At 54.6% G+C, this 24,023-nt stretch carries 26 protein-coding genes and 1 pseudogene; 12 read left to right on the plus strand and 15 right to left on the minus strand.

What is annotated here, in order from left to right:
* Positions 1-18: 18 nt before the first annotated feature.
* Entirely contained in the window at positions 19-1,512 is a 1,494-nt protein-coding gene (locus ATI45_RS08705; RefSeq protein WP_098419144.1) for a CoA-acylating methylmalonate-semialdehyde dehydrogenase, read from the minus strand.
* Positions 1,513-1,719: 207 nt separating this feature from the next.
* Between ATI45_RS08705 and ATI45_RS08710 the strand changes: the two genes are divergently transcribed.
* The 4 genes from ATI45_RS08710 (at position 1,720) to ATI45_RS08725 (ending at position 5,209) form a co-directional block, all read left to right on the plus strand.
* A complete protein-coding gene (locus ATI45_RS08710; protein ID WP_098419145.1) occupies positions 1,720-2,595 on the plus strand; it encodes an AraC family transcriptional regulator in 876 nt (291 codons plus the stop codon).
* A gap of 136 nt (positions 2,596-2,731) precedes the next feature.
* On the plus strand, positions 2,732-3,532 hold the full coding sequence (locus ATI45_RS08715) for an MBL fold metallo-hydrolase (RefSeq protein ID WP_098419146.1): 801 nt from the start codon (positions 2,732-2,734) through the stop codon (positions 3,530-3,532).
* A gap of 177 nt (positions 3,533-3,709) precedes the next feature.
* Positions 3,710-4,435 carry a YebC/PmpR family DNA-binding transcriptional regulator gene (locus tag ATI45_RS08720; RefSeq protein WP_098419147.1) on the plus strand — a complete coding sequence of 242 codons (726 nt, stop codon included), beginning with the start codon at positions 3,710-3,712 and terminating at the stop codon, positions 4,433-4,435.
* A 27-nt stretch (positions 4,436-4,462) separates the two neighbouring features.
* The gene (locus tag ATI45_RS08725; protein WP_098419148.1) at positions 4,463-5,209 is read left to right on the plus strand and encodes a glutamine amidotransferase; all 747 of its coding nucleotides are present in this window, start codon (positions 4,463-4,465) and stop codon (positions 5,207-5,209) included.
* A gap of 215 nt (positions 5,210-5,424) precedes the next feature.
* On the opposite strand, the gene ATI45_RS08730 is transcribed toward ATI45_RS08725, so the two are convergent.
* Positions 5,425-6,750, minus strand: coding sequence for an RNA-guided endonuclease InsQ/TnpB family protein (locus ATI45_RS08730; RefSeq protein WP_228705988.1), 1,326 nt, complete (start codon positions 6,748-6,750; stop codon positions 5,425-5,427).
* Positions 6,751-6,810: 60 nt separating this feature from the next.
* On the opposite strand from ATI45_RS08730, the gene tnpA reads away from it, so the two are divergent.
* The 5 genes from tnpA (at position 6,811) to ATI45_RS08760 (ending at position 11,494) form a co-directional block, all read left to right on the plus strand.
* Positions 6,811-7,215 (plus strand): IS200/IS605 family transposase, encoded by a 405-nt coding sequence (tnpA, locus tag ATI45_RS08735; protein ID WP_098419150.1) that lies wholly within the window; start codon positions 6,811-6,813, stop codon positions 7,213-7,215.
* Positions 7,181-8,077, plus strand: coding sequence for a multidrug DMT transporter (locus tag ATI45_RS08740; protein WP_228735956.1), 897 nt, complete (start codon positions 7,181-7,183; stop codon positions 8,075-8,077). Before tnpA ends, ATI45_RS08740 begins: the two co-directional genes overlap by 35 nt.
* Before the next feature lie 40 nt (positions 8,078-8,117).
* Positions 8,118-9,659, plus strand: a complete 1,542-nt coding sequence (gene istA / locus ATI45_RS08750) for an IS21 family transposase (protein ID WP_098419151.1) — start codon at positions 8,118-8,120, stop codon at positions 9,657-9,659.
* A gap of 11 nt (positions 9,660-9,670) precedes the next feature.
* On the plus strand, positions 9,671-10,426 hold the full coding sequence (gene istB, locus ATI45_RS08755; protein ID WP_098419152.1) for an IS21-like element helper ATPase IstB: 756 nt from the start codon (positions 9,671-9,673) through the stop codon (positions 10,424-10,426).
* Between the two features lie 345 nt (positions 10,427-10,771).
* Positions 10,772-11,494 carry a PhzF family phenazine biosynthesis protein gene (locus ATI45_RS08760; protein ID WP_179888399.1) on the plus strand — a complete coding sequence of 241 codons (723 nt, stop codon included), beginning with the start codon at positions 10,772-10,774 and terminating at the stop codon, positions 11,492-11,494.
* Between the two features lie 36 nt (positions 11,495-11,530).
* Here the strand turns inward: ATI45_RS08760 and ATI45_RS08765 are convergent, their stop codons facing one another.
* From ATI45_RS08765 to ATI45_RS08780, 4 genes are all read right to left on the minus strand, one after another.
* Positions 11,531-11,920 (minus strand): GFA family protein, encoded by a 390-nt coding sequence (locus ATI45_RS08765; RefSeq protein WP_218926133.1) that lies wholly within the window; start codon positions 11,918-11,920, stop codon positions 11,531-11,533.
* 94 nt (positions 11,921-12,014) lie between these two features.
* Positions 12,015-12,410, minus strand: a complete 396-nt coding sequence (locus tag ATI45_RS08770; RefSeq protein WP_098419154.1) for an ACT domain-containing protein — start codon at positions 12,408-12,410, stop codon at positions 12,015-12,017.
* A 384-nt stretch (positions 12,411-12,794) separates the two neighbouring features.
* The gene (locus tag ATI45_RS08775; RefSeq protein WP_098419155.1) at positions 12,795-14,090 is read right to left on the minus strand and encodes an IS4 family transposase; all 1,296 of its coding nucleotides are present in this window, start codon (positions 14,088-14,090) and stop codon (positions 12,795-12,797) included.
* Between the two features lie 214 nt (positions 14,091-14,304).
* Entirely contained in the window at positions 14,305-14,958 is a 654-nt protein-coding gene (locus ATI45_RS08780) for a class I SAM-dependent methyltransferase (protein WP_098419156.1), read from the minus strand.
* A 127-nt stretch (positions 14,959-15,085) separates the two neighbouring features.
* Between ATI45_RS08780 and rluF the strand changes: the two genes are divergently transcribed.
* Positions 15,086-16,051: a 23S rRNA pseudouridine(2604) synthase RluF gene (gene rluF, locus ATI45_RS08785; RefSeq protein WP_098419157.1), complete on the plus strand. Its 966-nt coding sequence runs from the start codon at positions 15,086-15,088 to the stop codon at positions 16,049-16,051.
* Between the two features lie 41 nt (positions 16,052-16,092).
* Here the strand turns inward: rluF and ATI45_RS08790 are convergent, their stop codons facing one another.
* Complete coding sequence (locus tag ATI45_RS08790; protein WP_098419158.1) at positions 16,093-16,791, minus strand: SDR family oxidoreductase; 699 nt, start codon at positions 16,789-16,791, stop codon at positions 16,093-16,095.
* A gap of 156 nt (positions 16,792-16,947) precedes the next feature.
* On the opposite strand from ATI45_RS08790, the gene ATI45_RS08795 reads away from it, so the two are divergent.
* On the plus strand, positions 16,948-18,036 hold the full coding sequence (locus ATI45_RS08795) for an alpha/beta hydrolase (protein ID WP_323807645.1): 1,089 nt from the start codon (positions 16,948-16,950) through the stop codon (positions 18,034-18,036).
* On the opposite strand, the gene arfB is transcribed toward ATI45_RS08795, so the two are convergent.
* Together arfB and ATI45_RS08805 are read right to left on the minus strand one after the other, a co-directional pair.
* Entirely contained in the window at positions 18,033-18,446 is a 414-nt protein-coding gene (arfB, locus tag ATI45_RS08800; RefSeq protein WP_098419159.1) for an alternative ribosome rescue aminoacyl-tRNA hydrolase ArfB, read from the minus strand. The genes ATI45_RS08795 and arfB overlap by 4 nt on opposite strands.
* Before the next feature lie 28 nt (positions 18,447-18,474).
* The gene (locus ATI45_RS08805) at positions 18,475-19,341 is read right to left on the minus strand and encodes a cation transporter (RefSeq protein ID WP_098419160.1); all 867 of its coding nucleotides are present in this window, start codon (positions 19,339-19,341) and stop codon (positions 18,475-18,477) included.
* Positions 19,342-19,519: 178 nt separating this feature from the next.
* On the opposite strand from ATI45_RS08805, the gene ATI45_RS08810 reads away from it, so the two are divergent.
* Complete coding sequence (locus ATI45_RS08810; RefSeq protein WP_098419161.1) at positions 19,520-20,404, plus strand: LysR family transcriptional regulator; 885 nt, start codon at positions 19,520-19,522, stop codon at positions 20,402-20,404.
* Positions 20,405-20,452: 48 nt separating this feature from the next.
* Here the strand turns inward: ATI45_RS08810 and ATI45_RS08815 are convergent, their stop codons facing one another.
* The 6 genes and pseudogenes from ATI45_RS08815 to ATI45_RS08835 form a co-directional block, all read right to left on the minus strand.
* Positions 20,453-21,061, minus strand: a complete 609-nt coding sequence (locus tag ATI45_RS08815) for a LysE/ArgO family amino acid transporter (RefSeq protein WP_098419162.1) — start codon at positions 21,059-21,061, stop codon at positions 20,453-20,455.
* Positions 21,062-21,132: 71 nt separating this feature from the next.
* Complete coding sequence (locus ATI45_RS08820; protein WP_098419163.1) at positions 21,133-21,693, minus strand: copper chaperone PCu(A)C; 561 nt, start codon at positions 21,691-21,693, stop codon at positions 21,133-21,135.
* A gap of 109 nt (positions 21,694-21,802) precedes the next feature.
* Positions 21,803-22,207 carry an EAL domain-containing protein gene (locus ATI45_RS23150; RefSeq protein WP_323807646.1) on the minus strand — a complete coding sequence of 135 codons (405 nt, stop codon included), beginning with the start codon at positions 22,205-22,207 and terminating at the stop codon, positions 21,803-21,805.
* A 21-nt stretch (positions 22,208-22,228) separates the two neighbouring features.
* Complete coding sequence (locus tag ATI45_RS23155; RefSeq protein ID WP_323807647.1) at positions 22,229-23,068, minus strand: bifunctional diguanylate cyclase/phosphodiesterase; 840 nt, start codon at positions 23,066-23,068, stop codon at positions 22,229-22,231.
* Positions 23,065-23,400, minus strand: a pseudogene (locus ATI45_RS08830) (IS5 family transposase); the annotation flags it as partial. The pseudogene ATI45_RS08830 and the gene ATI45_RS23155, both read right to left, overlap by 4 nt.
* On the minus strand, positions 23,325-24,020 hold the full coding sequence (locus tag ATI45_RS08835) for an AarF/UbiB family protein (RefSeq protein WP_098419164.1): 696 nt from the start codon (positions 24,018-24,020) through the stop codon (positions 23,325-23,327). The gene ATI45_RS08835 and the pseudogene ATI45_RS08830, both read right to left, overlap by 76 nt.
* Positions 24,021-24,023 lie beyond the last annotated feature (3 nt).

Here is a 24,023-nt window from a genome sequence, read left to right on the forward strand (position 1 = left end):
TTCCTGTTACCGACAAAATCAACGCAACTGAATAGAGAAGTTAGCTTCGGTGCTAGTGGCTTCCGAACTGAACCAGCGCGAGGTGACGGTTTTGGTTTCGGTGTAGAAACGCACAGCCTGCTTGCCATAAGCGTGCTGGTCACCGTAGAACGAACCTTTCCAACCGGTGAACGAGAAGAACGGCAGGGGCACCGGAATGGGAATATTTATACCCACCTGGCCCACTTCAATTTCGTGCTGGAAGCGACGGGCTGCACCGCCAGAACCGGTGAATATAGACGTACCATTGCCGTATGGGCTGCGGTTGATGAACTCGATGGCGTCGCCCAGAGAATCTACTTCGGAACAGCACAATACCGGGCCGAAGATTTCTTCGTTGTAGACGTCCATTTCGCTGGTCACGCCGGCGAACAATGTAGGGCCTACCCAGTTGCCATTCGGCAAGCCGTCCACGGTGCAATTGCGGCCATCCAACAGCAGCTGGGCACCCTGGGCTTCACCGGTTGCGATCAGCGCCTCGACACGCTCTTTGGCTTTCGGGCTGATAACCGGGCCATAGCTGGCGCCGGAGTCGTTCCAGGCGCCGGGACGCACTTTGGCCATGGCGTCTTTCAGCTCCGGAATCCACTGTCGGGCTTCGCCCACGAATACGGCAACGGAAATGGCCATACAGCGCTGCCCTGCCGCGCCCACAGAGGCACCTACAAGAGCGTTAAGCACCTGCTGTTTGTCGGCATCCGGCATGATAACCATGTGGTTTTTAGCGCCTGCGAAGGACTGCACACGCTTCATATTGCGGGTGCCGGTTTCATAGATGTAGCGCCCAACCGGCACAGAACCGACAAAGGAAATCGCTTTAACGGCAGGATCTGTCAGCAGTGTATCTACCTGCTCTTTACCACCGTGAACAACCTGCAGCACGCCTTTAGGCGCGCCGGCCTGTGCGAACAATTCAGCAAGACGTGTCGGTGTCAGGGGATCCTGTTCCGACGGCTTCAGAATAAAGGTGTTACCGCAGGCAATAGCCATAGGGAACATCCACAAGGGAATCATTGCGGGGAAATTGAATGGAGTAATGCCGGTGCACACACCCAACGGCTGAATCCAGGAGTGGGTGTCTACTGCGCGGGCCACATTTTCAACGGTTTCGCCCATCATCATCGACGCAACGTTAGCGGCGTGCTCAACCACTTCGATACCGCGCCACACATCGCCCTTTGCATCGTCAAAGGTTTTTCCGGTTTCCTGGGCCAGGATTTCGGCAATTTCATCGTGGTGTTCTTTCAGCAAAGCCTGATAGCGCAGCATCACCCTTGCCCGCTCTGACACTGGCACTTCTTTCCAGGTTTTGAAGGTTTCAGCCGCAAAATCGATGGCCTTGCGCATCTCTGCAGGCGTGGTATTCGGGGCCTTGGCGATGACTTCATTGGTGGCGGGATTGGTCACGTCAATCCAGCTGTCGGTCTGGCTTTGAACAAATTCACCTGCAAGGTATAGAGGGACATTTTTCATGGAGCGGATCCTGCCTGTTGTGTAGAGCGAGTGTTTTGTTGTTGTGCAAACGTCTTGCAAAACTGTGCAAATGTTGAGCTGTGCCGGATTATCGTGCGGATTAGCTCAAGCGTGTCATTCAGACTAGCACGGTAATTGGGGCCGTGTGATTGACTAAGTTTCGCCAATAATGGACTATCTTTCGATCACGAAAAGCGGGAATTCCATATGGCCCTAACGTCACAATGGCCGGCGCCGCCCGACAGCGTGCGCTACTTGCTACCCGAGCCCAGTGTTCGGCTTCTAAGCTCGCACCCGCTTACCCGCGAGCTCTATCCCATCGCTTTTGGCCACTATCGGCGGGCCAGCGGGCACCACATGCACCGGGAGCAGCCTGCGGACCATTTGCTGATCTATTGCAGCGATGGCCAGGGTTTTCTTAATGTGAATGGCGAAGCGTTTACTGTTAGCGCGGGAGATCTGGTGTTGCTGCCTGCCGGCGCTAGCCACCGTTATACCTCCGACCCTGCTAATCCCTGGACGATTCACTGGGTGCATTACACCGGCCCGTTAGCCGATGCTTTTACCGGCCACATGGGGTTCGACCGGCAAACACCGCTGCTTTATATCGGCCGCCAGCCAAGGCTGTTGGTGGATTTCAACGGTTTGCTGTCGGTGCGGCAAACCGGCTTTCGCACCAGCGGCCTGATTCACGTCGCCAATCGCCTGCGCCAACTGCTGGCGGCAATACCGATGATTGCGGAACACAGCGAACAAGACGCCGGTCCGGATCTGGAAGTGCTAAATAGTTATATGCGGGAAAACCTGGAACAAAGGCTGACGCTGGAGCAGCTGGCGGACTTGGCCGGTTTGTCGCCGGCGCATTTCGCTACCCGCTATCGCGAGCGCACGGGTATTTCACCCATCCAGCACTTTTTGCGTTTAAAAGTGGAACGTGCCTGCCAGCTGCTGGATAGTACCTCCTTGCCTTTTGCGGCTATCAGCCGGCAGTTGGGCTATGATGACGCCTACTATTTTTCACGACTGTTCAAAAAAATCATGGGAAAGTCACCGCGGGATTATAGACACAACGCACGGCACTAACTAAATGGAAGCGTAAGATGCGTCTGCACAACATTAGCAAGCGGCTGTTACGAAATTGATCTGGGGCAACGCTCTGTTTTGATTGATTCCGTAATCTCCGCGAGACTATTTAATGAGCGTCTTTCAGGAGAATAACATGGCCGCAGAACCCATTGTGCTGTTCGATAACGGGCACCACAAATGCCTGATGTTTGATTCGCTGGTTATTGGTGAAGGCGTTCAATCCAACCAATTTCTGCTGGTGGATGGCACACACGAAGCCTTGATTGACCCGGGTGGCGATCTTACCTATACGCCATTGGCCGTAGCTGCATCGCGTTTCATGAATATTCGCGAATTGGATTACGTATTTGCATCACATCAAGACCCGGACATTATTGGGGCCATTGACCGTTGGCTGGTGCACACCCGTGCCAAAGTGGTGACGTCCAAACTGTGGGCTCGCTTCCTGCCCCACCTAGTGTCTGACCATGTGGCTAAACTGGTGGGCGGCAACGTTTATGATCGTATTATGGCGATACCGGATACCGGAGCGAATGTTCGCTTTGGCGACACTTACGTGCAGTGTTTACCCGCCCACTTCATGCACTCGGTGGGTAACATTCAGTTTTACGATCCGATTGCGAAAATTTTGTTTTCCGGGGATTTGGGCGCGTCTATGGGTAGCCCCGATGAACACCTTCCGGTAGCCGATTTCGACAAGCACATTCCTTACATGATGGGCTTTCACCGCCGTTATATTGCCTCGCAGAAGGTATGCCGCCTGTGGGCGAATATGATTCGGGAAATGGATGTACAGGCCATTGTGCCTCAGCATGGTAAGCGCTTTGAGGGCCCGGAAATGGTGGAACGCTTTCTGAACTGGGTCAGCTCGGTAGAGTGCGGGATCGACCTTGTGACTCAGGATAACTACCGCCCACCGGTAGATTACGTCTAAAAGGAATAAACTCTGTTCCCTCCCTTCGTTGTCCAGTAAAATCTCGCGCTCTTAAAAGAGTTTCAACGGGGCCTTTAAAAAGTTTCAACGGGGCTTAAAGGGAGTTTCAACGGGGCTTATCGAAAGTTTCAGCGGGGCTTGAAAGAGCCCCACTCAGCAATCAACGAGGCAGCGCACATGGGCAGAGCCTATCAGAACCGCAAACAATCCATGGCCAAAACGGCCGACGCCAAGACCAAGGTTTACAGCAAGTACGGTCGTGAAATCTATATGTCGGCGAAATCCGGCGGCACCGACCCAGACGGCAACCTGTCTCTGCGCGGGCTGATCGATCGCGCCAAAAAAGACCAGGTTCCCAGCCACGTTATTGAAAAAGCCATCGACAAGGCCCGCGGCGGTACCGGTGAAGATTACTCACCAGCGCGTTATGAAGGCTACGGCCCGGGTAATTGCATGGTGATTGTGGACTGCCTGACCGACAACCCCAACCGCACCTTTGGTGATGTGCGCCTGGCGTTTACCAAAACCAAAGCCAGAATCGGAACGCCGGGCACCGTTGCCCACATGTTCGACCATTGCGCGATTTTTGCCTTCACGGGGCAAGACGAAGACGCCGTTCTGGAAGCGTTGATGGATGCGGATGTGGACGTAACCGACATCGAAACGGAAGACGAACTGATCACTGTGTTCGCGCCCCACACCGAATACGCCAAAGCCCGCCAAGCGCTGGAAGACGCGTTCGAAGGCATTGATTTCGACGCTGACGACATTCAGTTTTTAGCGAAAACGACCACTGAAGTCACCGGTGATGACGTTCCAATGTTCGAGAAATTCCTGGATATGCTGAATGACCTGGACGATGTTCAGAACGTGTTCCACAACGCGGAACTACCGCCGGAATAAATATCTTAAGCAGGAATTTTTTCGCCCATGAATACTACCCTCGCTGACACTCGCAAGCCCCGCGTTATTATTGTAAAAACCGGCGAAACCTACCCACAGATTCGCGAACGCAGTGGCGATTTCGAATCCTGGTTTGTTTGCGGGCTGTCGTCGGCGCTGGAGTTGTCTGTGGTGAATGTGGTGGCCGGCGAATCGCCGGGCGAACCTGCAGACTGGGACGGCATTGTGATCACCGGTTCGCCGGCCATGGTGAGCAACCTCGACCCGTGGAGCGAACAAACCGCACAGTGGCTGGCCGCTGCGGTGGCTGCAAAGGTGCCAGTGCTGGGCGTGTGCTATGGCCACCAGCTGTTGGCCCATGCCTTCGGTGGCACGGTGGATTACCATCCTGAAGGCCGTGAAAGCGGCACTCATACCGTTACACTCACGGAATCAGCCGCAACTGACGCTCTGTTTGGCACCATGCCCTCCCAGTTTTCAGCCCAGCTGACTCACAAGCAATCGGTGTTGAGTTTGCCGCCACAGGCGGTGCTGTTGGGTGCTTCGGATTTCGAGCCACATCAGGCTTTTCGAATTGGTGAATGTGCCTGGGGTGTGCAGTTTCATCCGGAGTTTACCGACGACGTAATGCGCGCTTATCTGGCGGTGCAGGCTTTGGATATAAACGCCGAGGGCGGTGATGCAGATGCTTTGCTGGCCGCGGTTAAGCCGGCACCGGAAGCCAGCAGCTTGCTGCAACGATTTTCGGAATTGGTTCTTTCGGGGCGGTATTAGAACACTGCAGCTGGCATTTACACTTCGGTGATAGGTTTTATGGTGGGCACCTTCACTGGTCAAAGAACAATCCTGCATGGTGGGCTCACGCGTTGAGTTTGGCCTTTGTAATATTCGGCGTGCTGGGCGCTGCTCTGCTACACGCAATCTGGAACACTATCGGTGAACTACCAACACTAAATCGAAGATTTTGAGTTGGCATCTGGGTAAACCTACTACGCGGCGATCTGATGCGCAGCATTTTCCCTTCTAATAACGACGGATTTGTGTGGCATAAGATCCATCATTATGGGGTTGGACACAAACCCCTTACAGGCTAGCCCTAAGGCCTCACCCGTTGCTTTTCTGAGGATATTAAGAGCGCCGTTGATGTCGGCGTTTATGATCCCGTGTTTGCTTTGATACAACCCTCGGCGGATTCGCTTTCCGCTGAATAGTGGTAAGACGTTTTTGGGTTTTTCACCGTAAACCGGCAGGACGTCATTATCTAGAGCGGAGGCTTTGGACGTGTACGACTCTTCCTGAATAACGGTGGTGATGCCCAGCCCGTGACACTTGTATTGGATTTGAGAAATCAAAATTGAGTGTGGAATGCCGACAAATTTCTGGTTGTTCACGCGGCCAATATTGACCTCTTGCTTCCAGTGTTTGTTATAACCGATGACCAGTGTGCCGATATTGTTCTCCAGGCAATAAGCGATCACCTTGCTGGAGGCTCTGTGCAGCAAGTCTTTTATTCGGCGATGACGCTTATTAGTCACGGCGCGAATGTGGGCGTATTTGCCTTGGGAGCGAAGTTTGGCCACACGTTTGTTGTACCAGGCATTGATCGATTTCAGCGCTTTACCGTTGATCAGAACAGGGCGAACGCCCGGCTGATCGGTTGCGAGTGCGATAAGGTTGTTGATGCCTAGATCGATCCCGGCCTTGCGGGATTGGTCGAGAAGACGGCAAAAGTTGCCCGCCTCCACAATTTTTGATTCGTTGTAGATGATTTCGATAATGAAGCAGTTGCCCCTGGGTACAATTCTGACTTCAAGCGCAACGGTGTCGCCGACAGACGCGTTCCATTTTTGTGAAAACCGAAACTGCGTTTTGATCGGTGGCAATACACCGTTGGCAAAATACAACGTGCCGTCGACAAACTTGAAGCCGTTTCGACCGATGTGCACGGTGGCCGCTTTGTGGGCGTAACCGGGCTTCTTCGGCTTGGCCTTGAAGCTGGAAGGCATCTTCTTGTACGCCCGCAGAGCCGCAAAATAAGAGGTCCATTCCTGGCCGACAATCTGAGTGCTTCGCTGGGCGATGGCTGATGGAAGCTTGGTGTACAGTTCCGGGTTGTTCCTCTTCAGCCATTTATCGGCGTCGCGATGCGATAGCCTCTGATCTTTGCCATCAGGATGGTGCTGCATCAGATAGGAGGTGGCGTTTTTAATTCGGCGAACAATCTGAGTGCAAACGCTGGCTCCGCGAAACGCCTCATGCTGCTTTCGAATGAGGATTTGCTGGGTGCGAATGTGGGTTGATTTCTCGTTGTTCATGTTGATAATATTACGACCTGACCTAATTGGTGTCAATAATTTATACAGTGAAATTTTCCGATGAAAAGAAGTCATAACTCGTGCGTTTACAAACTCCAATATCATCTGGTGTTGGTGACCAAATATCGGAACAAGTGCCTGAATGACGAGATGCTGCTTTGGCTTGAAGATGAGTTCATCCGACTGTTAAGCGCCGATGACTGCGGTCTGGATGAGTTCAACGGCGAAGCCGATCACATCCACGCACTGATCACGCTTCACCCGATGGTTACACCGGCAAAACTGATCAACACGCTGAAAACCGTCAGCAGCCGAATGACCAAAAAGGAGTATGGCGCCCAGCTCAAAGAGTTTTACTGGGGCACAAACGCGCTGTGGAGTCGGTCATACTGCTTGTTGTCAGTGGGTGGGGCACCGATCAGCGTTCTCCGTGCCTACATTGAGAACCAGGACCGACCAAAATAGTCGCTATCCATCCAACACTAAATCAGAAATTTTGAATTGGAATTTCGCTCATTTCGTTAAAGGGCATTCTGACAAACTTACGATGATGCTTACCATCGCCATCGTACAATTCTCAATAGCTGTGATGATGGTTCCTTTTCTTGGATATCCTGTTCCGGAAGCATGGATTTGGTTGAGCTTGGCAGCTGTGCCGCATACAACATATAAAATCGCTCTGGCAAAGGCCTATGAACTTGGCGAGATGACTAAAATCTATCCAATATCGCGCGGGTTCAGTATTGTATTGGTCACATCTGTAAGTATGTTAGTTTTTCACGACGAATTAACAGGTGTAATGCTTCTAGGTATCCTAATTATCGTTCTTGGTACTTTCGGTCTATCAGTGCCTGAAAATAGCAGTGCTGTACGGCTTAGTGGTGTTGCCCTAACTTTGTGTCTAGGGGCCGGATTGAGCGTAGCCGCATACACCATGCTCGACGGGGTCGGGGTTCGAGTCGGTGAAAATGCGACCACTCTCAAGTCCATCGCTACTTTTGCAGCTTGGCTCTTTATACTTGATGGATTGGGCATGATGACCTTCATGTACTTTTACCGTGGCCGGTCCGCATTTATAGCAGCAGTCGAAACCCGGGGCCGTGGCTTGCTCGCCGGTTTCGCAGCTTTTGCATGTTTTTGGATCGCGATCTGGGCGTTCGCCCACGCGCCTATTGCTTTGGTTGCGTATTCCAGACCAAGGTTGCCACTGATTCCAGACGAAGCCTGCCACCCATTCCACGCGAAAGCTGCCACTGATTCCACGGCAAAGCTGCCACCCCGGCAGGTTGCCTGGTTCGCCCCATCAAAACCGTCCGGCGCGGGATAACTTAACGGTACTCTGAGTCTTTTCATCCGGAGAAGATCAGATGCCAGCAAAGAGGTTATCCATGCGTAAGATCAAAGAAGTCCTTCGCCTGAAATGGGAGCGAGGGCTAAGTAATCGACAGATTGCGGCGGCCTGCGGCGTCAGCCGCCCCACGGTAAGCGAGTATCTTCGGCGTTTGGCCGAAGCCGGTCTGAACTGGCCATTGCCGGAGGATCTGGGGGAGGCTCAGCTGGAGCAGCTGTTGTTCCCGCCCCCTCCAGACTTGCCGGCTCAGGTCCGGGGCCTACCGGACTGGTATCAGATCCACGAGGAACTGAAGGGTAAATACGTCACTCTGTTCCTGCTCTGGCAGGAGTACCGGCAGGCAAACCCAGAGGGGTATCAGTACAGCTGGTTCTGCGAACACTACCGGGCCTGGCAGGGCAAGCTGGATCTGGTGATGCGCCAGGACCATCGAGCGGGTGAGAAGCTGTTCGTGGACTACGCCGGCCAGACCGTGCCCGTCATTGACCGCACCACCGGAGAGATCCACGGGGCGCAGATCTTTGTGGCGGTTATGGGCGCTTCCAATTACACCTACGCCGAAGCCACCTGGAGCCAGAAGTTGCCAGACTGGATTGGCTCTCACATCCGAGTCTTTCAGTATCTGAATGGAGTTCCCGAATTAGTGGTGCCCGACAACCTCCGGTCCGGTGTCACCAAAGCTCACCGCTACGAACCTGACCTCAATCCGACCTACCAGGACATGGCCGCCCATTACGGCGTGGCCGTAGTCCCTACGAGGGTCCGAAAGCCCCGAGATAAAGCCAAGGTAGAAGGCGGTGTGTTGATCGTCGAACGCTGGATTCTGGCGGCGCTGCGCCACCGTCAGCACTTCTCGCTCGGGCAGCTCAATGCAACCCTCCGTGAGCTGCTGGAGAAACTCAACAACCGCCCCTTCCGAAAGCTGCCCGGCTGCCGGCGCGACCACTTCGAACAGCTGGACAAACCCGCCCTACAACCCCTGCCAGCTGAGCGTTATGTCTACGCGGAATGGAAGAAGGCCCGAGTGAATATCGACTACCACATAGCCGTTGACGGGCATTACTACTCGGTACCCTACACCCTGATCAAGAAGGAAGTGGAGGTCCGGATTACCCACAACACCATTGAGTGTTTTTACCGGGGCAACCGGATCGCCAGCCACCGTCGCTCTGACCAGAAGGGGCGGCATACCACCATCGCCGCCCATATGCCCGAATCCCATCGGCAGGCGGGTGAGTGGTCGCCGGAACGGCTGATTGCCTGGGCGGCCAAGACCGGACCCGCCACAGAAAAACTTATCCGTACCGCCCTGGGTGCCCGCAAACACCCGCAACAGGCTTACCGCTCCTGCCTAGGCATTCTCCGGCTGGGCAAGAGCTACGGCGAGGCACGATTGGAAGCCGCCTGCCAGCGCGCCTTAATGCTGGGTAGCTGCCGCTACAAAAGCATTGAATCCATTCTCAAACACCGCCTGGACCAGAAGCCCCTGGAAGAACAGCAAGAGCTGGCCTTACCCGATACCCACGACAATATCCGCGGCCCAACCTACTACCACTGAGGGAACCTGACATGCTGAAACATCCGACTCTGGACAAACTCCATGCCCTCAAATTGACCGGCATGGCCGCCGCACTGGCTGATCAGTCGGCCACGCCTGACATCACGGAACTGAGCTTCGAGGAACGCCTTGGACTGCTGGTTGACCGGGAGATGACCGAACGAGATAACCGACGCCTGACCAGCCGGCTGCGCCGGGCTGGACTGCGACACACCGCCGTTCTCGAAGACCTGGATTACCGGAACTCACGGGGGCTGGATAAAGGACTGATCCAATCCCTGGCAAGCTGCCAATGGGTGAAGGAACACCTGAATGTGCTCATCACCGGTCCCACCGGTGTTGGCAAAACCTGGCTGGCCTGTGCCTTGGCGCACAAAGCCTGCCGGGAGGGCTACACCGCCCAGTACGTTCGCCTGACCCGGCTGCTACGAGAACTGACCATCGCTAAAGGAGATGGCCAGTACCCCAAACTGCTAGCAAATCTCGCCAAAGTCGATGTACTGATCCTGGACGATTGGGGGCTCATGAAACTGAGCGCAGAGAACCGAAGAGACTTGCTGGAAGTGCTGGAAGACCGTTACGGCCGTCGCTCCACCATCGCCACCAGCCAACTCCCTATCGAGGAATGGCATGACGTCATCGGTGACGCCACTCTGGCGGATGCCATTCTGGATCGGCTGGTTCACAACGCCTACAAGATCAATCTCAGGGGTGAATCCATGCGAAAACGACAAGCAAAGTTGACGGGCACCACGGCTTCGGAGTAACAATGAAACCCCCGCGTCGCGTCGCTCCGATGGGTGGCAGCCTTGCGCCGGTCCGGGTGGCAGGCTTCAGGTGGAATGGGTGGCAACCTTCAGCGGTTTACGCACTTTGGTAGCAGTGCTGCGCGAGACCAGTGTTTTGTTCTCTTTGATCCTTGGCAAACTTTTCCTCTCCGAAAAAATAGGCGTTCGCCGTTCATTCTTTGCGCTAGTCACGTTTTTTGGAATTGTCATCCTACAATTTTCTTAGATTGAAACTGTTATATGGCGTTGTTGCAGAATTCCAACCGGAGACATAATTGACTACTTCCTCATCCGATGCATGCAGCAACTCCAAAGGAGAAAAAGATGGAAGGCTATGAGTACTACCCTATCCGTATTTTCACTCCAAACATGGAGCTTCCTTTTGCCGGGCACCCGACGGTAGGGACTGCGCATCTGTTGGCAGAGCTAGGTATGGCTCTGCGCGACAGGCCGCTCACACTCGACGCCGGGCCTTTAGTCGTGGCCTACGACAAAAACCTAACCCGTTTCACTGTAGCGGCACCAATACACATCCAAACCAGTACTCTAGAAAAAGTAACCGCTGCTCAGTTGCTTGGGCTGGAGCCGGAAGAAGTGGCCAGCAAGCCAGTACTTGCTTCGTGTGGGCTCCCATACCATCTGATTGAGCTTGAATCGTTAAAAGCGCTCGGACGCGTTCAACTCTCGCCCAGTATTTGGTCGGAGAACATATCACCCAGCGGCTGCGATCAAATTTACCTCTATGTGGCCGAGAATGCCTCAAGTACTGAAAGCGTCCTGCGTGCCCGTATGTTCTGTGGCGAGGGAGGACAGCGAGAAGATCCCGCCACCGGAAGTGCCGCCGCAGCCTTAGTTGGCATGCTATCAATTGACGAAAAGATCCCTGGCTTACGGCGCTGGAAAATCAGCCAAGGCGTGGAAATGAACCGTCCGAGTCTTATCTTTGCTGAGACCGAATATGATAATAATAGCTTGGTAATTCGTATAGCTGGTCAAGTAGTGATTGTTGGTACTGGTATCATTGGGTCAGCTAAAAAAAGCCGTTAAGCTAGGAGCGCAATTAAACGACTTTTGATTTTCTTGTTACCATTCCGGGCGCTTACGCACATTTTGATATTCCAGCCACGGCACATCATGAGAAACCCAAATATGAGCTTCGGGCTTTAACTCAGGATCATCGTCGAGTGTTGAAACGCGAATAATCACATGGGGCTGAGTGGGTCTTTCCGCTACCAAATGAGAGCCACAATGCCTGCAAAAATGTCGATATTTTCCCGGTGAAGATTCGTATGTAGAAAGAAACTCTTCGCCGGTGAGCCAGCGGAAGTGTTCGCGTTTTACTCCAGCTGTTGAGGCAAATGGGGCCGCATGAGCTTTACGACAGGTCTGACAATGACAATGAACTATAGGCATGTCCAATGCGTCTATTTCGTAGCTAATATCTCGGCACAAACAGCTTCCTATCATTCCCATTGTTAAACTCCTTTCTCTGACTTCGCGCTCAACCAAAAATTCTTAACAGTCGATTTTGGAAATTTACTTGAACTGTTCTGACCAAAGCCTTTCACTACTCGTTAAACTCGTTTAACGCGAGCAAAGCCTGCACTGCCTTATCGTACGGCACAAATACATGGTCGTGATAATACGCGGCAATCACATTAGCACTAATACCTTTCGAGGCTAGTCTTGCCGATACAGCAGCTGTTAAGCCGACTGCCTCAAGACTTGAATAAACCGTTAACGTAATTTGGCGAAAAGAATTTTCGTACTTTAAACCTGCATTTTGGGCCTGATGTTTCGGTAGCACCAACGTTAAACCTTCTAGCTCCAAGAACGTAGCCACTGGTCTTAAATGAGAATAATCGCTTAGTTCACCGACAACAGTGCAAAATACAAATTCATCATTCGTCAGTTTCGGTTTCATAGCGCTAAGCAATTGGTCAAGCTCTTTGATTCCTGACATGTTTACCTCTTTTTTCTCTACTTGATTTAACGCTAAGAAGTGAAAAGCGGTCAGCACAACCCCGACAGCTTGTGTACAAGATTACAGCTGTTTGTTCCCTCTGTCCTCCCACCCCACTAAAGCGCAATGTCATCAACTTAAGCCCCATAAGTCCATTATGATCCTCTGAGTCACCAAGATTGCCAATCGTGAGACAGCCTATTATTGAATCGACAGGCGATTAAAATCAGAGCCTAACCCGAAATCAGCGCCAAAGATTGTCAATGGTGTATTTGCCGGTGTGTCAGAGCGGTTTAAGCGTTATTCAGGGCAAGAACCATTCGACCGGTGGCTGGCACAGTCTGTCAGGAAGTCTTGTTATACGCCGCCGGGGGGTGGTGTCGGTCAGCGAGTCGGCTTGTACCCTTCACAGCCTTTGGTGGCCAGTCGTTTTCGGCGTCGTGGGCTACTTCGCCCGGGACGCACTGCACTCAAGCTGTTACCCAACAGGCGCCACAGGTTATCCAGGGCCTCACAGCTGGGCCTCACCAGAAGGGCGACGAGGGTATGCTTCAGGCGGGATACGCCCTGGGTGAAGTTAGCCTTCCAAGCCAGTTTCCGGTGTGCGGTTTTGCGCTCAATGTCGGGCTGCTGTAGGGCCTGCATCAGCAGGGCCAGGTTCTTGAGCAGTTGGCAGGCGTGGATGTCCTGCTGTACGGCACAGACCGTCCGGCCACTGACGTTTTCCAGGCTCAGGGTTTGCTTAAGCCGGCGGTAGTCGGTCTCGATGCCCCAGCGCCGTTGGTACAGGTCGGCAAAGAGCTCGGCGGGGAAGGCCCCGGTGTCCAGGAGTGAGGTGGCCAGCACTTCCGTTTCCCCGGTGGGCAGCGTCACCCGGATCAACCGGATCTGGAGGGCCGTGTCCGGATTAACACCGGACTGCTCACAGACCTGTCGCGATAACCAGTGCCGGCACGTCATTGAGACGGTGTCGTCGTCTTTTCCAGAATCCACAAACGCGCGGACTTCTCGGGAATGGGTCAGTGTCAGGCGCATCAGGAATTGCTGTTGACAGCGCTGTAGCTCGGCAAAGAGCCAGTGCGCGGGATAGCCCCGATCAAACAGAATCAGACTGTGGTCAGGAGCATGCTTCAGGTGCATGCTGGCACAGCCCCGCTCATCCACATCCGGCGTGATCAGGAGGGTGTGCAGAGTCTGATTGGACAGCAGGTCTTGCAGGACCGACACTCGGGCCACCGGCAACCCGTTGTGGGTACCAAAGTGCTTGGCCAGTGGGTCTTCCAGCGGCAAGTGCATGCTGGAGCCGTCCACGGCCAGCAGGCGCAGGCCCTGCCAGGTCTTGTGCAGCCCCAGCTCATCCATCTGGGCTTGCAGGGCGCTGTTGAGAGCCTCAAAAACTGACGCGCTGAGCTTCTGGCGGGCTTTGCTGAAGGCTTGTGCGGTGACCACCTGGGTTTCAAAGGCCGAGCCATTGAGCGCCTGAAAGAAGGCATCCAGTTCGGTTTGCAGGGCGCTTTTGGGCTGATTCAGCAGAAACAGGATCAGATTGCGGAAGGTCAAATGGCGTTTGCGGGTAAAGTGCTTCGGATGGGTGCGATGCTGGGCAATAAACTCGGGGCAGCTCAGTAAGCTGGTTATTTTATGTACAATTTTCGGAAAGAATGTCGGTTGGGTTGTCAAACGTTGTTTTTTTATTGTGCTCCATAGGGCATTTCCTCGTTGATGGTTGAGCTCTAATTATATGATATTTTTGGGGAAATGTCTTAAGTTGATGACATTGCACTAAAGCGTGATTAGCCGAAAATTCGCTGCTGCTCCTGAGTTGAAGCAAATGCATCTATTTTCGTCCGTTGAGCAACCGGCGCCTCATTTCACTCAACGCCACGCTCCCCCCTCACTCTGCTTTGGTGAAAATGGCCACGTCTTTTCTCGGTACCTCCAAAATCCACTGATGCTGCTTCGCTATCAACTCCAGTGTTTCTTCTTTATAAAACACCACATGAGTGGGATCACGCCGGTAGTGCCAGCTTGCAAAGCGGGTGTCGTCCGTCTGAAAGCAAGTCATCACCGCCAGCAAGCCGCCAGGCTTTAGCAGGCCATCCAGCTGGCGTAAGACCGCCGCAGGCTGGTGCAAATGTTCCAGCACTTCGGTGCAAGTGATGAAGTCGTATTGCTGCTGCAAGACATCAGGCTGTGGATGAAAAAACGGATCGTACAGCGCCATGGTCATACCCGCTTCCTCCAGCATGCCAGCCAACACAGGGCCGGGGCCACAGCCAAAATCCAGGCCGTGAGCTCCGCGGGGAAGTCGGGGCAATAACGGATCAGCCACCTTGGACAGGAAACGACGGTACCCGGGATCGTCCGGATTGTTGTCGTGGTATTGGTAAATGGCTTTTTCCTGTTCGGAGCTTAAATGGCACTCGGGTGCCATCACGGTGCATTGGCATTCCGGGCAGCGCAAATAATGCTGTTGTTTGATGGTCTGAAAATCATGAAGCTGAGCCCGCTCGCAGACGGGGCAGTTGATTGAAAGCGTTGAGGGCATGGGGCGGTTCTGGTTGGGTGGGGCGGGCGTTATCTGGCAACAATGGCAGAGGAGGACATTCACGTCCAGCGCGCTCGCCTGTTATGATGCACCGCTTAATTGAACCCACACCCAGCCGGTGCCCTGCATGACCCAGTCTTCGTCCACACGCCTGAACAAATACATCAGCGAGAGCGGCATTTGTTCGCGGCGCGAGGCCGACCGATACATCGAGCAGGGTAATGTGCGAATCAACGGCAAGCGCGCCAGCGTTGGCGATCAGGTATTGCCGACGGATACGGTCATGGTCAACGGTCAAATCATTGAACCCCGCGCCGAGGAAGATCAGGTATTCATCGCTCTGAACAAGCCGGTAGGTATTGTCAGCACCACAGACAGCGCCGAGCGCGATAACATTCAACGCTTTGTAAGGCACGCAATAAGAATTTTCCCTATCGGCCGGCTAGACAAAGATTCCCAAGGGCTGATTTTTATGACCAGCAATGGGGATCTGGTCAACAAGATCCTGCGGGCGGGTAATAATCACGAGAAAGAGTATCTGGTCACCGTTGATAAACCCATCACCAAGGCCTTTATTGATGGCCTGGCCGGCGGGGTGCCGATTCTGGGTACAGTTACAAAAAAATGCCGGGTGTCGCAGGAGTCGCGCTTTGTGCTCCGCATTGTTCTGGTAGAAGGCCTGAACCGGCAGATTCGACGCATGGCGGAACATTTTGGTTTTGACGTAACGCGCCTGGAACGGCAGCGCATTATGAACATCAGCCTGGGCAACCTCCCCGTAGGCCAGTGGCGGGATTTAACATCGAAAGAACTGGCGGTGCTGATGGACAGCATTCGAGACTCGTCATCCGATGCCCCTGCTGCGTCTCAAAAACCCGCCGGTAAGGCAAAGCCGGCCACTGCTCCGGCGCAAAAGCGCGACGGCCGCAAACCAAGCACCGGCCCACGTACCGGCAACAAAACCCCCGCCCGGCCCGGCGCCAAACCTGCAGGCAAGCCCGGCGGACGGCCAGACAACCGCCAGGGTGCAAAGCCTGCTGCGAAGCCAAAACCCAAGCCGAAGAAACAGCGCCAGCGCAGTCCAAAACGCTAACGCACACGTTTCTCCGTTTTCTCTATCGGCATTATTTTGGTCTATTCGTCTTTGATCGCCGGCGTAGGCCGCACCAGTATTTCGTTCACGTCGACATGAGCCGGCTGGGCCACGGCATACATCACCGCGTTGGCAACGTCGTCTGGATGCAGTGCGTTGTCTGGCTGTTGGTCAAAGAAGGGCGTGTCTACCATGCCTGGCTCGATCAGGGTTACTCGAATACCGGAGCCCCGCAGTTCTTCGCGAGCGCCATAACCAATGGCCGACACCGCCCACTTTGTCGCGCTGTACATAGATCCCGGAATGGTTACACGCCCTGCGGCAGAACCCGTCAGTAACAGGTGCCCACGGCTTTCCCTCAGCGCCGGCAGGCAATGCTGCACGGTCAGGCCAACCCCGTAGATGTTGGTCAGAATCATGTCTTTCCAGACTTCCGCATCGGCACCACTGAACCCGCCGGGCTCGCCTCCGCGGCCAGCGTTGGCGAATACGGCATCGATGCGACCAAAACTGACCAGCGCTTTTTTCACCATTTCACGCTGGTCTGTCTCACTTTGCACGTCGCAGCGCACTGTTAATACCTGCTCTTTACCGCCCAGTTCCTGTTGCAACTTGTGCAGTTTATCTTCCGAGCGGGCCGCCAGTACCAGACGATAACCCTGTTTTGCCGCTGCCCGTGCGGTAGCCGCACCAATACCGGAAGATGCGCCTGTAATCAGTAGTACCGGTTGATCGCTCATAATTAGCTTCACCGTGGTCAATGAATGTTGATAACACTCATCTACTTTAGGCCGCCGGCTCACAGTTTCAACCGCGAGCAGTATAGAATCTGGCAACCAACGCGTGCTTATGTGATGCTTGAAACAGAAACTGCAAGTGGTTAGCGAGGCATTTTTATGATGTGGGCTCTGTATTTACTGATATTTATCGGGTTGTCTTTGCTGGTGTTTTTAGCCGTGTCGTTCATTCTGTTCCGGCCAGACGACTACTCGGCGTTTGATGGCCATGATTTCAAATCACGCACAGCGCTGCCTAGCCTCGCCAACAAAGACGTGATCGAACGCGTACGCAATATGGGCAAAGTATTGGATGGTGTTAGGGGGCGGGCGCGGATTCTTGCCATGCGCGAGTACATGGACAGCATCAGCGATGATCTGCAAATGGTGTCTACCGTCACCGCTACCGAACAACCCCGCGGTGAGTGGGTGATAGCCCCCGGCGCCGATACCCGTCGGCGCATTCTGTACATTCATGGCGGCGCCTGGATGGCGGGTAGCCCCCGCAGCCATCGCAGTATGACCGACCAGCTGTCGCAAATTGGCAAGGCCGCGGTGTTTGCGGTGGACTATCGGCTGATGCCGGAATACCGCTATATGGCCGGCGTGGAAGATTGCCGCAAAGCCTATGAGTGGCTGTTGCGCAATGGCCCGGAAGGCGAGCAGGAGGCTCAGATTATGGTGATTGCAGGGGATTCGGCCGGCGGTAGCCATACCCTGGCGCTGATTGCGTGGCTGCGCGACCAGAGGCTGCGCCAGGCCGATGCGGCCATCGCACTGTCGCCGTCCACCGACATGACCATGACCGCGCCCAGCAATCGAAGCAATATAGCCACCGACCCCATGCTGGGCCCGATGTTTGGTGGGCTGCAAAAAGTGCCGCTGCCGGTTTTGTGGTGGTTCAGTACGGCAACCTTCCGCATGCGACCGGCCAGCCCCGTGGCTTCGCCATTACGCGGACCGCTGCATGACCTGCCACCCACCCTGATTCAGGTCAGCGACTGCGAAATGCTGGCAGACAACGCAAGGCGCTACGCCGCCAAGGCGCAGGCAGCAGGCTCTCCGGTGGAGCTGCATATCTGGCAGGGTATGGTGCACGTGTGGCAAATTTTCGGCCCTATGCTGCCAGAGGCAGACGAAGCCTTTGACGACATGGCGGAGTTTCTGCGAGCTAACACCGGCGCTGCCCATCAGGCTGGGGTGGATTAAACCTGAACCTTTCCCCGCAACGCTTTGGTACGGCCCTTCTGCACTTTTCCGTCAGTGCGCTTACGCTTGGCGGATTTGCTGGGCCTTGTGGCGCGGCGAGCTTTTTGCGGTTTTGCGGCCTGCAGAATCAACGCCTTGAGCCGCTGCAGAGCGTCGTTTTTGTTTAGCTCTAGCGTACGGTGGCTTTGTGCTTTAAGCATAAGCACACCGTCTTTGCTGATGCGCTGATCGTTCAGCGCCATCAAGCGTTCTTTATAAAACGGTGGCAGCGACGAGTTCAGAATGTCAAAACGTAAGTGCACCGCAGAGGAGACCTTGTTGACATTCTGCCCACCGGCACCCTGAGCGCGGATCTGGGTGATTTCGATCTCCCAGTCCGCAAGTTCAACAGCGTTTGTTAATTTAAGCATAATCTACTTTACCACGCCGAACGGGACACTAGTCTGAAGCATGAACAAATATGCGCGCTTCTACCGGCAGGTTTGCCAACTTGCGATGCAGCCGGAATCTAAGGCGGTTGATATCATCTGGCCAGTTATCCGGCAGAGCCACTTCTACCATCAGTGATGGGCCAACCTTGATGGTGCTGGCACAGTCCGGGTGCAAGCCAACATCCCGCATGGCCTCGGACACACAGCTTTGCAACTCTTCAGACGGCGCAGACAAAAGCAGTTCACGCACAGCCGCCGCGGTCATTTTCACCGGAACTACCAGAAAGTAACCTGAAATCAACACCATCATCAGCGGGTCGGCGTACCTGGCCAGATGAGCCCAGGCACCGGTTTCCAGCAAAGCGGCTGCCAAAAAACCGATCAGCACGGCCGCACTCAGCGCCATGTCCATCAGCCACTGCTTCTTTTCTGCCAGCAGCAAACCGGAATGGCTGCGGCCCGTGGCCCAATGCAAATAGGCCCACACCAGCGCGCAACCTATTACGCTGATCACAGAGAAAATCAGAGCCATACCGGCATCAACCACCTGACCGCCGTTGATCAAAGCAGCAATGGCACAGAACAGTGAAATGACACACACCAAGGCAATCGTCAGGCCCTTTACTGCAATCACCAGGGGCTCCAAAGCACCACGACCCAAGGGAAACGCATCGCAGGCCGGTTTGCGCATCAGGCGCGCTGCATAAACCGACAACAGCGAGAGCATCAAGCTCACCAACGAATAGGCGCCATCAAAAAGAATAACCAAAGAATCGACCCACACGCCCCAGGTAATCCCCAAAATTGCAAACAGGGCAGCACCTATCGACGATAAAATCAGCGCCAGGTTTTCCCGCGCCAGAAAAGCAGCCATAAACACCTCCAGTGACTGGAGGCATATACTAATCACCTATACACTGAGGCGTGAGTCGCTGGCCGACGGTTTTCCCGTCGCTAATAAGGGTAAATACGCAATTTAAGGCGCTTTCTAAGTCAATTTCCAAGACACGTGCTAAGGAATTCTCCGAGGCACTTTGCAAGGTACTGCTAGCGTGAAAACATCACAAATACAGATTTTTCTGGCGATTGTGCGCTTTGGCACCGTTGCCGCGGCTGCCCGCGAGCTCGGCCGCAGCCGCACCACCGTCAGCACGGCATTGGCGGCGCTGGAAGACGAGTTGGGCGCGCAACTGTTCGAACGCAGTGGTAACCAGCTTCAGCTGACCGCTGTGGGCCACTCCATTGTGACCGACTGCCGGCGTTTTGATCAGGTAGCAGGACAGATCATGGCCCGTTGCCAGCACCATATTAGCGGTGCCGAAACCGCTCTGCGTATTGGCCGCGATGACTCTCTGCCCGATTCGGCATGGCGCAGCATTCTTCAGCGCCTTAAACAACGCTTCCCCCATACCAGTATTGCGGTGTATCTGGCCTCACCCCGGGAATTGCCGGCGCTGGTGGAGCATCAGTCGGTAGACGTGTGTTACGGCCTGATGCCCGAGCCCACCACCGAAGGCTATGAATGGCGGCGCGAGCTGGCGGATGTGCGCATGTTAACGGTGGCCGCCAGCAGCCACCCGTTGTGCCAGCTGGAACGGGTAACCCAAGATGACCTGGTGACGCACACCGAAATCACCCTGGCCTCTATACGCGATATGCGCCTGGAACCGGAATCCCCGGAAACCGCAAACTATTTAGCGTTTACCCAGTACGAGCTGATACGGGACTCGGTGATTGATGGCGCTGGCTGGGCGGATTTGCCGCTGCCACTGATTCGCGAGGCGTTGGCCAGCGGCGAGCTGACCACCATCCACCACCGCAGTGCCAAATGGTGGAAAGTGTTCAGCGCGCTGGAATCCGAGTACGCCCAGGGTGGCGCCGTGGTGGTCTGGCTGGGCAATGAACTAGAGACTTATCTGGCCGAGGTGGCCAGCTAGCCGGACCCATAGATGTTTTCAGTGCGGCTGAGTTGGCTTTGAACGGCGCTACAGACTGCCATTTAGAGCCAATTGCAACGCTATCGCCGCCATCATTAAACCAATCAGGCCATCAATAACACGCCAGGCCAGTGGCCGCGACAGCACCGGGGCCAATGCGGCACCGCCCCAGGCCAGCAGGCTGAACCAAACCACAGAAGCGGTGCTGGCGCCGATCACAAAAGCCACGGCGCTGCTCTGCTGGGCACCAATCGCTGGCACCAGCAGCAGCGTGTCGAGGTAAACCTGAGGGTTCAGAAGAGTGACCGCCAGCGCAGTCAGTATAACTTTGCGCAAACTGCCTCGAGTGGCCGCGCCAACTTTTAAAGCCGCGCGGCCCCTAAAGACACGCACGGCCGCCTGAAGCGCCAGCCAACCCAGAAAAACCACACCCAGCCAGCGCAAAAATTCCAGCGCCTGGGGCACCGCCATCAGCGCCGCGCTAACGCCGAACATGCCCAGGGCGAACAGACTGGCATCGCACACTGCGCAAATAGCCGCCACCGGCCAATGATGCTCCCGGCGAATGGCTTGGCTCAGCAGGTACGCATTTTGCGCGCCAATGGCGATAATTAAACCGCCGCACACCAGTAAACCGGTTAAGTAACTTTCAAGCACACGCAGGTTCCTTACAAAAGCTTGGCTTTTTAGACGCTGCGCAGAATATCGGCTTTACACCACAATCGCCATTAGTGATCCATATTGGAATGATCTGTCGCGGAGTGATTCATCGTCGAGTGGTCCATACCAACATCGTCTTCGCCAGCATCGTCCAGTGACCTGACGTTCAGCACTGCGTGCTGCGCCGGGATGCGTTCAAACGTAAGCGTAACGGGGATTTTCTGCCCGACCTTTAACGGCTGCTTTAAACCTTCCAGCATCAGGTGATAGCTTAGGGGCTTAAACTCCACGCTCTGGCGAGCATCTATGTTCAAGCCATCCGGTAACGGTTTCATGCGCATCATGCCGTTGTCTGCAAGGGTTTCATGGATGGAAACGTCTGTGGCGACTTCGGTGGTGGCGCCAATGAGGCGGACTGCAGCGTCAGTGTGATTATGAATAACCATGTAACCAACACCGACCGCTGCGCCCGGTGGCGTTGGCCGGCTCCAACCGTGCTCTACCATAACACCGCTTACATAGGGAGTGGGAGCTGTGTCGGCAGCAGCCATCAGCGGGATGCAACTCGCGAACGCAGCAACAGCACTAACATGGCGGGCAAAGCGACGAATCAAGGAAGAGGGTTTCATCAAAAGCTCCTGCGGGGTCAAAATCAATAGTTAGCATAGCCTGCCACAAACAGTCACAGCAACGCTGCGACCAATTGTCGCTGGGCCAAATCAGCCAGACGGGACATTATTAATGGGGGGGCTTTGGCTCAACAGTAAAAGCGGCCGGACGGCCAAAATAGTAGCCCTGAAACAGCGTGCAACCCATTGCCATTAACGCTAGGTATTGGCCTTGGGTTTCTACGCCTTCGGCAACCAGTTCAAGCTGATGACTGCGGGCAATACTGATAATGCTGGCGACCATGTTTTGGGCTTTGTGATCATCTAACAGTCCGTCAATGAAGCTCTTGTCGATTTTCAGCTCGTCAAGCGGCAGAGTTCTCAGCAAGCTTAGCGACGAATAACCGGTACCAAAATCGTCCATTGATACCCGCACACCCTGTTTACGCAATTCGTTGAGTATGACAAGTACATCATTGGCAAAACCCGGCTGCAAAAATTGCAATACCGATATGTTCACCGCCAGTTTCCACATTTCACCCTGGGCACCCACAAACTAGGAAAACTCGCGAATGCTGGTTTCCATCACAAACCGGCCTAATGCCGGCATAAGTCCGCTGGACTCGGCAATCCCGACAAATTCATCAGGGCCAACGTGGCCGAGTTCCTCGTCGTACCAGCGCACCAGCGCTTCATAACCATAAACGGCTTTGGCACAATCAACCTGAGGCTGAAACACCATGCTCAGCTGCCCCAGGCTCAACGCCTGGCGCAAGCGTTGTTCAATCTGTACTCGGCGGATGTAGGCCTGCTCAAGCTCTTCCCGATAAAGACACCAGTCATTGCGGCTCTTTTTGGCCTGATACAAGGCCAGGTGCGCGCTGCGTAAAAGCGTATTCACCGAATCGCCATCACGGGGGTACACCGCTACACCGATGCTGGCACCCAGCTGCAAGGGAAACTGTTCCAGTTCCAGCGGTTTGTCCAGTTGGTGGCTAAGCTGGCGCGCATGACTCTCGATCGCCTGTAAATTCACCGCCTTAATCAGTAACACAAACTCATCGGCGCCCAAACGAGCAACTACGTCCTTTTCGTCGACTACGCTGAGCAGCCTGCGTGCAAATGCGCAGAGCACCTGGTCACCGTATTCTTGCCCAAAACGGTCATTAACGCCGCGAAAGTGGTCCATATTGATGACAGCCACCATAAAGCTCTGTTTGCGCCGCAGCAGGCTGTCGATGCTAGCGCTTAGCCCCGAACGATTGCCCACTCCTGTCAGTTCATCGTGTCGCGACAGGTACATCAGCTCTTTGAGGCGCTTGGCTTCGGCTACCGCGATAATACGAAACATGATGAACAAGGCCAGAAAACTGCCTAGGGTCTGTTGATAATTCACATCGGCAGCCAGAGAAATGCACAAGCCAATGACACAATGCTCTCATAGTTACGAGTCAGTTTGTCATATCGGGTGGCGACGGCCCGATACTGCTTGAGCCTGGCAAACGCATTCTCGACCAGGTGTCTGAGCTTATACAAATGCCAGTCGAGCCCCTTGTTTCCCTTTATCGAGTTTTTCCTTCTGGGGATAATAACGCTCATTTCGAGGGCTTCTGCCTCAGCGCGTATCGTCTGACTGTCGTATCCTTTATCGGCTATGAGTATCTGTGCACCTTCAACTTTTTTGATGAGCGCGGGCGCTTCTGTACAGTCATTGATGTGCCCGGCGCTGGCTGCAGGCTGCCGAGCGCGCTCAGTGCATCTGGAATCAATTGCTGAACCTGGTCATGGACCGGCCGGGCAGCAAAATCCCAGAGCACGCCTGGCTGTAACAGCGGCCCGAGGAGCACGGTCAGATTGCGGTACAGAGCCCACGGCGGTGCTGACTGCGGCTGCCGTGTACCCAACGCTTGAAAGCCGCGTTCCAGTTCCTCGGCCTTGCCTGACTGCAGCGCTCGGAACGTCTGCACATAGGCCGCCAGCAAGGACGCTTCGACCGGTTGTATGCAGCCAAAATCATAGACCACCAGTTGACCCTCCTCCGTATAGGCGAAGTTGCCTGGGTATGCAGCAAAAAATTGCCGGAAATCTATCAGCCGCTGCATTTCCGCTGCGTAATCCAGCTCGGCTGTGATGGTTTGCTCCAGCTCCCGGTAAACCCCTTCGAGCTGCGCTGCCGGCGCCCGAAACAGCCGACCCAGAGGCAGCAGACGGCGTACCTGCTTGAGATCCGCGGTGCAGATCGCGGCAATGCCCGGATACTGGATCTTAAGCACCAGAGCCTGACCATCCAGTCCACGGCCGCGATGTACCTGCCCCAGCGAAGCCGCCGCGAAAGGCTGCTCATCAATATG

The sequence above is a fragment of the Marinobacter sp. LV10MA510-1 genome (genome assembly GCF_002563885.1).
Lineage (GTDB): Bacteria > Pseudomonadota > Gammaproteobacteria > Pseudomonadales > Oleiphilaceae > Marinobacter.

Bases quoted from the DNA above. Each gene is read 5' to 3' on its own strand.
- ATI45_RS08705 (WP_098419144.1), bottom strand. From the start codon at position 1,512: ATGAAAAATGTCCCTCTATACCTTGCAGGTGAATTTGTTCAAAGCCAG.
- ATI45_RS08710 (WP_098419145.1), top strand. From the start codon at position 1,720: ATGGCCCTAACGTCACAATGGCCGGCGCCGCCCGACAGCGTGCGCTAC.
- ATI45_RS08715 (WP_098419146.1), top strand. From the start codon at position 2,732: ATGGCCGCAGAACCCATTGTGCTGTTCGATAACGGGCACCACAAATGC.
- ATI45_RS08720 (WP_098419147.1), top strand. From the start codon at position 3,710: ATGGGCAGAGCCTATCAGAACCGCAAACAATCCATGGCCAAAACGGCC.
- ATI45_RS08725 (WP_098419148.1), top strand. From the start codon at position 4,463: ATGAATACTACCCTCGCTGACACTCGCAAGCCCCGCGTTATTATTGTA.
- ATI45_RS08730 (WP_228705988.1), bottom strand. From the start codon at position 6,750: ATGAACAACGAGAAATCAACCCACATTCGCACCCAGCAAATCCTCATT.
- tnpA (WP_098419150.1), top strand. From the start codon at position 6,811: ATGAAAAGAAGTCATAACTCGTGCGTTTACAAACTCCAATATCATCTG.
- istA (WP_098419151.1), top strand. From the start codon at position 8,118: ATGCCAGCAAAGAGGTTATCCATGCGTAAGATCAAAGAAGTCCTTCGC.
- istB (WP_098419152.1), top strand. From the start codon at position 9,671: ATGCTGAAACATCCGACTCTGGACAAACTCCATGCCCTCAAATTGACC.
- ATI45_RS08760 (WP_179888399.1), top strand. From the start codon at position 10,772: ATGGAAGGCTATGAGTACTACCCTATCCGTATTTTCACTCCAAACATG.
- ATI45_RS08765 (WP_218926133.1), bottom strand. From the start codon at position 11,920: ATGGGAATGATAGGAAGCTGTTTGTGCCGAGATATTAGCTACGAAATA.
- ATI45_RS08770 (WP_098419154.1), bottom strand. From the start codon at position 12,410: ATGTCAGGAATCAAAGAGCTTGACCAATTGCTTAGCGCTATGAAACCG.
- ATI45_RS08780 (WP_098419156.1), bottom strand. From the start codon at position 14,958: ATGCCCTCAACGCTTTCAATCAACTGCCCCGTCTGCGAGCGGGCTCAG.
- rluF (WP_098419157.1), top strand. From the start codon at position 15,086: ATGACCCAGTCTTCGTCCACACGCCTGAACAAATACATCAGCGAGAGC.
- ATI45_RS08790 (WP_098419158.1), bottom strand. From the start codon at position 16,791: ATGAGCGATCAACCGGTACTACTGATTACAGGCGCATCTTCCGGTATT.
- ATI45_RS08795 (WP_323807645.1), top strand. From the start codon at position 16,948: ATGATGTGGGCTCTGTATTTACTGATATTTATCGGGTTGTCTTTGCTG.
- arfB (WP_098419159.1), bottom strand. From the start codon at position 18,446: ATGCTTAAATTAACAAACGCTGTTGAACTTGCGGACTGGGAGATCGAA.
- ATI45_RS08805 (WP_098419160.1), bottom strand. From the start codon at position 19,341: ATGGCTGCTTTTCTGGCGCGGGAAAACCTGGCGCTGATTTTATCGTCG.
- ATI45_RS08820 (WP_098419163.1), bottom strand. From the start codon at position 21,693: ATGAAACCCTCTTCCTTGATTCGTCGCTTTGCCCGCCATGTTAGTGCT.
- ATI45_RS23150 (WP_323807646.1), bottom strand. From the start codon at position 22,207: ATGTGGAAACTGGCGGTGAACATATCGGTATTGCAATTTTTGCAGCCG.